This window comes from Cellulomonas hominis (assembly GCF_901521055.1).
In the GTDB taxonomy this organism is placed as follows: Bacteria; Actinomycetota; Actinomycetes; order Actinomycetales; family Cellulomonadaceae; genus Cellulomonas; species Cellulomonas endometrii.
On record NZ_CABEGA010000090.1, the window covers coordinates 1 to 7,398 of the forward strand.

The 7,398-nt window shown below is 78.1% G+C and carries 8 protein-coding genes; 3 read left to right on the top strand and 5 right to left on the bottom strand.

Going from position 1 to position 7,398, the window contains the following annotated elements; all coding sequences use genetic code 11:
* From KJP73_RS18330 to KJP73_RS18340, 3 genes are all read right to left on the bottom strand, one after another.
* The coding region (locus tag KJP73_RS18330; protein ID WP_213284323.1) for a glycosyltransferase at positions 1-1,253 on the bottom strand (1,253 nt) is incomplete at its 3' end.
* Positions 1,250-2,305, bottom strand: a complete 1,056-nt coding sequence (locus KJP73_RS18335) for an iron-containing redox enzyme family protein (protein WP_213284324.1) — start codon at positions 2,303-2,305, stop codon at positions 1,250-1,252. The genes KJP73_RS18330 and KJP73_RS18335, both read right to left, overlap by 4 nt.
* Positions 2,306-2,484: 179 nt before the next feature.
* Positions 2,485-3,432 (bottom strand): NAD-dependent epimerase/dehydratase family protein, encoded by a 948-nt coding sequence (locus tag KJP73_RS18340; RefSeq protein ID WP_213284325.1) that lies wholly within the window; start codon positions 3,430-3,432, stop codon positions 2,485-2,487.
* 118 nt (positions 3,433-3,550) lie between these two features.
* Between KJP73_RS18340 and KJP73_RS18345 the strand changes: the two genes are divergently transcribed.
* Complete coding sequence (locus tag KJP73_RS18345; protein WP_213284326.1) at positions 3,551-4,309, top strand: TetR/AcrR family transcriptional regulator; 759 nt, start codon at positions 3,551-3,553, stop codon at positions 4,307-4,309.
* Positions 4,310-4,374: 65 nt separating this feature from the next.
* Here KJP73_RS18345 and KJP73_RS18350 read toward each other — a convergent pair whose 3' ends face one another.
* The gene (locus KJP73_RS18350) at positions 4,375-4,944 is read right to left on the bottom strand and encodes a YbaK/EbsC family protein (RefSeq protein ID WP_213284327.1); all 570 of its coding nucleotides are present in this window, start codon (positions 4,942-4,944) and stop codon (positions 4,375-4,377) included.
* 113 nt (positions 4,945-5,057) lie between these two features.
* Here KJP73_RS18350 and KJP73_RS18355 point away from each other — a divergent pair, with 113 nt between their 5' ends.
* Complete coding sequence (locus KJP73_RS18355) at positions 5,058-5,564, top strand: GNAT family N-acetyltransferase (RefSeq protein ID WP_349628348.1); 507 nt, start codon at positions 5,058-5,060, stop codon at positions 5,562-5,564.
* Between the two features lie 22 nt (positions 5,565-5,586).
* Here the strand turns inward: KJP73_RS18355 and KJP73_RS18360 are convergent, their stop codons facing one another.
* Positions 5,587-6,123 carry a YbhB/YbcL family Raf kinase inhibitor-like protein gene (locus KJP73_RS18360; RefSeq protein ID WP_213284328.1) on the bottom strand — a complete coding sequence of 179 codons (537 nt, stop codon included), beginning with the start codon at positions 6,121-6,123 and terminating at the stop codon, positions 5,587-5,589.
* 483 nt (positions 6,124-6,606) lie between these two features.
* On the opposite strand from KJP73_RS18360, the gene KJP73_RS18365 reads away from it, so the two are divergent.
* Entirely contained in the window at positions 6,607-7,380 is a 774-nt protein-coding gene (locus tag KJP73_RS18365; protein WP_213284329.1) for a hypothetical protein, read from the top strand.
* Positions 7,381-7,398: the final 18 nt, after the last annotated feature.

Here is a 7,398-nt window from a genome sequence, read left to right on the forward strand (position 1 = left end):
CGCGCGCGAGGGGGCGGTCCTGGCGGCGGCCGCCGGCACCGCCGGGCGAGGGCTCGGGCTGCTCGTGCCCGTGGCCGGGGCGCCGCCGGTCCGGGGGCGCGACGGTCTTCCCGGCCTCGACGACGCTCCTCGCGCCGCTGTGGGTGCTCGAGCGCGGCGTGTGCGCGTGGCTCGCGCTGGCGCTCCGCGCGACCGGGGGCGTCGGTCGCCGGACCGGGGGCGCGGTGCCGCGGGGAGTGGTCGTGCGGGTCGTGCGCGTCGTCGCGGCCGGGCGCGTCGTCGCGGCCGGGCCGGTCGGGCGTCGCTGCGCGGGCACGGAGCTCGCGCGGCGGGGTGGCGGCCCGCGTCAGCCGCCGGCCCGCGTAGGGGACGCCCCCGGTCGCGCGGAGCGCCAGCGCGAGCCACGCGCACACGCCGCGCTCGAGCACCCACAGCGGCGCGAGGAGCGTCGTCGAGGCCGGGAAGACCGTCGCGCCCCCGGACCGGCGGCGCCCGCGCTCGGCCGCCGCGCAGGCCGCGACGGCCACGAGCACGAGCAGCCCGAGCCGTCGCCGGGCGGTCACGACGAACGCCGGCAGGACCGCGAGCTCGGCGGCGAACCGCGCGGGCTGGGCGAGGCTGTCGTAAGCCTGGCGGGGCCGCTGGCGCCAGAAGTGCGCCACCTCGGGCGGTCGCCGCACCACGTACACGTCGTCGGCCCGGTGCTCGGTGCCGCCGCGCGCGTGGACCGTCCGGAGCAGCTCGAGGTTCTCGAACAGCACGTCGCCGTCGTAGCCGTCCGGGCCCAGGGCCGTCCGCCGCAGCGCGAGCGTGCCGGGGTAGTCGGCGCCGAACGCGCGGTTGAGCAGCGTGCGTGCCGTGTCCCAGCGCGCGTGCCAGGGGAGCGGGTCGAACACGTTCTGCGGGCGCACCACGTCGGCGTGGTCCAGCCGGTCCAGGACCGCGCGGAGCGTCTCCGCGTCGTACCGCACGTCGTCGTCGGCGACCACGACCCGCTCGGCCGTCGCGAGCGCCAGGCCCGTCACCACACCCGCGACCTTGCCGTTGCCGCCGGGCCACGGGCCCGGGCGCACGTGCCGCACCTCCGGCGGGAAGGCCCGGGCGTGCGCGGCGAACCGGTCGGGGTCGGAGCCGTCCACCACCGTCACGGGCAGCCACCGGACCAGCCGCCCGAGGTAGCCGGCCAGCTCGGCCAGACCGCGGTCGTCCTGCCACCGCAGCGGCAGGACGTACTCCGCGTCCGCGAGGGTCACGCCGGGCTCCCGACCGGCGCGGGCCGGCGCAGGGACGACTCGCCCGCGGCCCAGTGCTCCAGGATGTGCGCGCCGACCCGGCCGTCGACCGCGAGGCACGCCGCGGCGCCGAAGAGCACGTCGTCACGGAGCTCCGGCTGCTGCTCCACCAGGCCGCCCGCGAGGTCCCGCCCGGCGATCTGCTCGTGCACCGCGTCGGCCTCGACGTGCTCGTCGAAGTACCAGGTCACGTCGGCGTCGTACCCGTGCCGGCGGAACCCGTTGCCGTACAGGCGGTTCGGCTGCGAGGACGTCATCTCGAACGCCGCGAGGTGCCCGACGACGCAGCCGCGCAGCCGCCGGTGCAGCCCGAACATCATCATCATGTTCACGGACGCCAGCGTGATCGCCGGCACGTCGTCGACGTAGCGGCCGTACGTGTCGTCCAGCCCCAGCCCCCGCATCGTGCGGGCGAACAGCGCCGCGTGCATCCGCTCGGGGCGGCCGCCGCCGTACTCGTCGGCCTGGATCTCGACCAGCGCGGCCTTCGGCAACCCCGCGAGGCGGGGGATCGCCCAGGTGTGCGGGTCCGCCTCCTTGAGCTGGTAGACCGACCGGTGGATCAGCATCTCGTGCAGCTGCTCGTCGGTCGCCCGGCGCGCCACGTACGCCGACAGGCTCGGGCCGTCGTCCCGGCCGGTCAGGTCGAACAGGGCACGCGCGACGGCCGGGCCCAGGCCCTCCGAGGCGACGTGGGCCTCGAGCTCGGCCACCAGGTCCGCGGGCACGGACACCTCGGCGCGCAGCTGCTCCTCGAAGCGCTCCTCGACGACCGCGCGGGTGCGCAGCAGCGTCGTGTCCCACTCCAGGCGCTCGTCGACGCCGTCGAGGCCCTGGTGGTGCAGCTCGTAGAGCGCGGTCAGCGCGACCTGCACGTCCTCGTCGGTGAGCAGGTCGTCCGAGGCCCGCACCGCCCGCGCAGCAGCCTCCGGCAGGTCCGGGCCGACCGTCCCCGACGTCAGGGCGGCCAGCACGCGCTCGCTGAACGGTCCACGGGGGCTCGGTGCTCGCATCGGTGGCCTTCCTCGCGCCGCGCACCTGCGCGCGGCAGTCCCGGCGGCCCCGCTTCCAGAGGCCAGCGCGCTCCCCGGGGTGGTCCACGCCACCGGAGCGCGGTTGCGCAGGTCACGCTAGTCGCGGGGCGGTCGCGGCGCGCGTCGAGGACGGCCGGCGGCGGAGGGCCGGGGACCCGTCAGGCGGGGGCCCACGCGGGGGCGGTCGCCGCGACGACCTGCGGCCAGGGGGTCCCGGTCTGCCCGAAGGTCGCGGTGGTGGGGGTGGCGTCGAGCACGAACGGGCGCTCGAACTGCCACAGCACCTCGCCCAGCTCGCGGAGCAGCGGGACGACCGGCGCCAGGGCGGTGAGCGCGGCGCGCGGGACCCGCCGGACGCGCGGGGGCCGTCCGGTCCCCGGGGAGCCGGGCGCGGCACCGGTGAGGTCGGCGAGCACCTCCCGGACCGAGCGGGGTCCCGCGCCGGGCACGTGCCACGCGCGGCCCCACGCGCGGGGGTCGTCCGCGGCGGTGGCGAGCAGGCCGGCGACGTCGTCGACGAAGGAGAAGGAGTGCGGCGCGTCCGGGTCGCCGAACGACCACACGGTGCGCCCGCGCAGCGCCGCGTCCGCGTACCGGCGCAGCAGGCCGCCTGCCGCGGTGACCGTCGGGCCGACGTAGTCCGCCGCCCGGACCTCGGTCGCCCGGACCCGGCCCGCGTCGTGCGCGGCGAGCGCGTCCTGCCACATCCGGGCGCGCAGGCGGCCCTTGTGGCCGGTGGCGGCGAGCGGGAGGTCCGGCGTCATGGGCACGTCGACGGGGCCGTAGCCGTACAGGTTGCTCAGCGTGACCAGGACGGCGCCGCTGCCCTCCGCGGCCGCGAGGAGCGAGGCGGCGAGCGGCGGCCACTGCGCCTCCCACTCCATGTAGGTCCCGGGGTTGGCGCAGTTCACCACCGCCGCGGCCTCGCGGGCGAGCGGCCCGAGGGCGGCGGGGTCGCTCGCGTCCGCGGCGACGCGCGTGATCCGTGGGTGCGCGGGGCCCCGGCCGGACCGGGTGACGACCGTGACGGTGTCGCCGCGGTCGGCGAGGAGCCGCGAGAGCGCGGTCCCGACCGGGCCGGCGCCGACGACGAGGTACGTGGACATGCGGGCTCCCGGAGGGCAGTGTGTGAACGGTGATCTCTAGTGTGAGCACTGTTCACGTTCCAGCGCAAGGGCGGGTGTCGTGCCCGGACTCCGCGGGCGCGGGTGCGAGGCTGGGGCGATGACCACCAGCACCCCCGGCGAGGGCGCCCGTGCCCGTGCCCGCAGGGAGCTCCTGCGCGAGATCACCGACGCCGCGCGGACCCAGCTCGGCGAGGTCGGTGCGGCCGCCCTGTCCGTGCGCGCCGTCACCCGGACCCTCGGGATGGCGCCCTCGGCGGTCTACCGGTACTTCCCCAACCGGGACGCGCTGCTGACGGCCCTCATCACCGACGCGTACGCCGGCCTGGGCGACGCCGCCGCGCAGGCCGAGGCCGCCGTCGCCCGCGACGACCTGCTGGGGCGGTGGCTCGCGGTGCACCGGGGCGTCCGCGGCTGGGCGCTCGCCCGGCCGCACGAGTACGCGCTCATCTACGGCTCGCCCGTGCCCGGTTACCGGGCCCCGGAGGACACCACGGCGCCCGCCGCCCGGGTCGCGCTGCTGCTCGCGACCATCGCGGTGGACGCGTGGACGTCCGGCGCGGCTGACCCGGCCGCCGCGGGTGCCGTGATGCTCCCGCCCGGTCTGCTGGACGACGCGCGCACCCTGCTGGCCTACGCCCTCGACGGGTACCCGGAGGAGCGGCGGCCCGACGCTGCGAGCGTCGACCCGCGCCTGCCGCTGGCCGTCGTCGACGCGTGGACGGAGCTGTTCGGCTGCGTCAGCTTCGAGCTGTTCGGCCACTACCGGCGGGTCGTCGAGTCCCGCGCCGAGCACCTCGACGCCGTCGCCCTGCGCACCGCCGCCGCGGTGGGGCTGCGGGTGCCCGCCGGGGCGTGACCCCGGTGGTGGGCCGCGGGTGGTGCGGCTCGGGCGGCCCGGGAGGCGCGGGCGGCTGGGGCGGCTCAGGCCAGGCCGAGGCCCTCGACGACCTCGACGCCCGGCGCGGACGCCAGCACGGACCCCGGCAGGGCGATCTTCGACCGGCGCAGGCCCGAGCCGATGATGACCGTGCCGCCCGCCTCCCCGTCCGCGGCCACCGACGCGTCCAGCAGCACCCGGTAGCCCGACGGCAGGCCCAGCGGGGTGATCCCGCCGTACTCCATGCCCGACTCCTCGACGGCGCGGTCCATCGGCAGGAACGACGCCTTGCGGACGTCCAGCAGGCGCTTGACGGCGTTGTTCACGTCGGCCCGCGTCGTCGCGCGCACCACGGCCGCCGCGATCCGCTCCTCGCCGGCCCGCCGGCCGGACACCAGGACGCAGTTCGCGGAGACGGCGAGCGGCAGGTCGTACGCCTCCGTCATCGCCGCCGTGTCCGCCAGCTCCGGGTCGATCTCGGTCACGAGCACCGCGTCCGCCACCGCGGGGTCGGCCGCCGCCCAGCCCGACACCGCCGCGGCGGTGGGCTCGGCCAGCAGGTCGAGGCGGTCGACGGCGCGCAGCCAGGTCAGGGTCCCGAGCGTCAACGGCATGCGGTGCAGGCTACCCACCTGCACCGACGCGGCGCCCGGTCGTGCCGCGGGGCGGGACGGGGACAGGGCCAGGGGTGCGGGCGCGGCGTCGGGCCGGGCGTCATGATGGGCGGGTGACCACCGACCCGACGCCCGTGGGGCCCGTCGCCGCGGGCCCTCTCACCGCGGGCCCCGTCGCCGCGGACCCGTTCGCCGCCGACCCGTACGTGGTCGTCCCGGCGGCGCCGCCCCGCGCGGACTACCTGCGCCTGCGCCGCGACTCCGGGCTGCCCCCCAAGCGGCCCGAGCAGGCCGACGGGGCGCTCGCCGGGAGCTGGTCGTGGTGCCACGTCCGGACCGCCGACGGGACGGTGGTCGCGATGGGGCGCGTGGTCGGGGACGGCGGCTGGTACTTCCTCGTCGCCGACATGGCCGTCGACCCCGCGCACCAGCGCCGCGGGCTCGGCCGGCGCGTGCTGACCCGGCTGCTCGACGACGTGCGGGCGCGGGCGCCCCAGGGGGCCTACATCACGCTCGTCGCCGACCCGCCCGGGCGGGCGCTGTACGAGTCGCTCGGGTTCCGCGACGTGGCGCCCGGGGCGACGGGGATGGTGCTGGACCTGGGGCTGCCCGCGGGCTGACGCCCCGGTCGGCGGGCGCAGGTCAGAGGGCGTAGGTCGGGGCGAGGGTCGCGCGCGCCACCGTGTGGAACAGCGCCGCGAACGCCACAGCGGTCGGGGTCGCGTCCGGCGGGACGTCCAGGTGCTCGACGTCGAGCGCGTGCACCGCGAAGACGTACCGGTGCGGCCGGTCCCCGGGCGGCGGTGCCGCGCCCGCGTAGCCTGCCGACCCGCCGTCGTTGCGGACCTGGAACGCCCCGTCCGGCAGCAGGCCGCCGTCCGCCGAGCCGGCGCCGCGGGGGAGCGACGTCGTGCTCACCGGCACGTCCACCACGGTCCAGTGCCAGAACCCCGCCGGCGTGGGGGCGTCCGGGTCGAAGCAGCTGACCACGAACGAGCGCGTGCCCTCGGGGAACCCGGACCACTCCAGCGCGGGGGACAGGTCCTCGCCGTCGGCGGCGAACCTCGACGGCATCGGCTCGCCGTGCACGACGTCGGCGCTCGCGAGGTCGAAGGCCGCGACGGACGGCAGGAGCGCGTAGGGCTCCGGGGCGACGGGACGGGTCAGCGAGACGGTCATGGTCCTCCTCCTGATGGGCGCGGGCGGCCGTTCCCGTGGGCCGTCCGGGCGTGCCGTGCCCGGTCATCATGCCCCGGCCCGACGGGGTCTGCAGGCGGGCCCGAGCGACTCGCCGGAGGTCGTCCACAGGCCGCGCGACGCCGGATTGACGGCGGCGGGAGTGTCAGCGTCTACTGGCACAATCGAACACGTGTTCGAACGATGCAGCGAGAGGGTGTGGGGGCGGTGAGCCAGGAGGAACGGATCGCCCGGGCGCGGGCCGCCCTGGCGCACGCCGAGCTGCGGACCGGAGCGCGCAGTCTCGCACGCCCGGCCGACAGCGGACGCCCGGCCGACAGCGGACGGACCGCACCCGCACCCGTCCCCGGACCTGCTCCCAACGTCCGCGGTCCGGCACCTCGCACGGGGCGCGTCCCGCACGCCGCCCGCCCCGCCGACGGCCGTGCCGCGGCGTCGTCGTCAGCCCCGTCACCGGTCCCGGTGGTGGCGGGCAGCGCGGCGCTCGCGGTCGTCGGGTCCCCGGCCGGCACGGTCGCCGCGCCCGAGGTGCTCAGCGGTCCGGTCGCCGTCCCGGACCTGCCCGACCGTGCCCCGGAGCGTCCGTCCCGGCCGGCGCCCCCGCGCGGCCCGCTGCTGCTCACCGACCGCCCGCCGCTCGCCGTCCCTCCCGCCCTGACCCCGCTGCTGCCCGACGGGCTGCGGCGGGGCAGCACCACCGCGGTGCTCGGCTCGACCTCCCTCGTGCTCGCGATGATCGCCGCCGCCTGCACCGCCCGGGAGGCGTGGGCGGCCGTCGTCGGCCAGCCCAGCCTCGGCCTGCTGGCGGCCGCGCAGACCGGCGTCGCCCTGGAGCGGCTCGCCGTGGTGCCGCACCCCGGGGTGGACGCGCCGACGGTGATCGCCGCGCTGCTCGACGGGATCGACGTCGTGGTGGTCGGCCCCGGGGCCCACCTGTCGGACGCCGACCGCCGACGCCTCATGGCGCGGGCCCGCGACCGTGGCTCCGTGCTGCTGTCCACCGCGCCCTGGTCCGGCGCCGGCACCGTGCTGACCGTCGAGGGCGGCCGGTGGACCGGCGTCGGGGACGGCGACGGACGCCTGCGCGCGCACGAGCTCCACCTCACCCGCACCGGCCGCGGCAGCGCCGGTCAGGCGCAGGACCTGCGGGTCGTGCTGCCGCTCGACCCGTCGACCGACCCCTACGGGCTGCCGCCGCAGGACCAGCCCGTGACGCCCGGGCTGAGGCTCGTCGGATGAGCACGCGGACCACCGTCG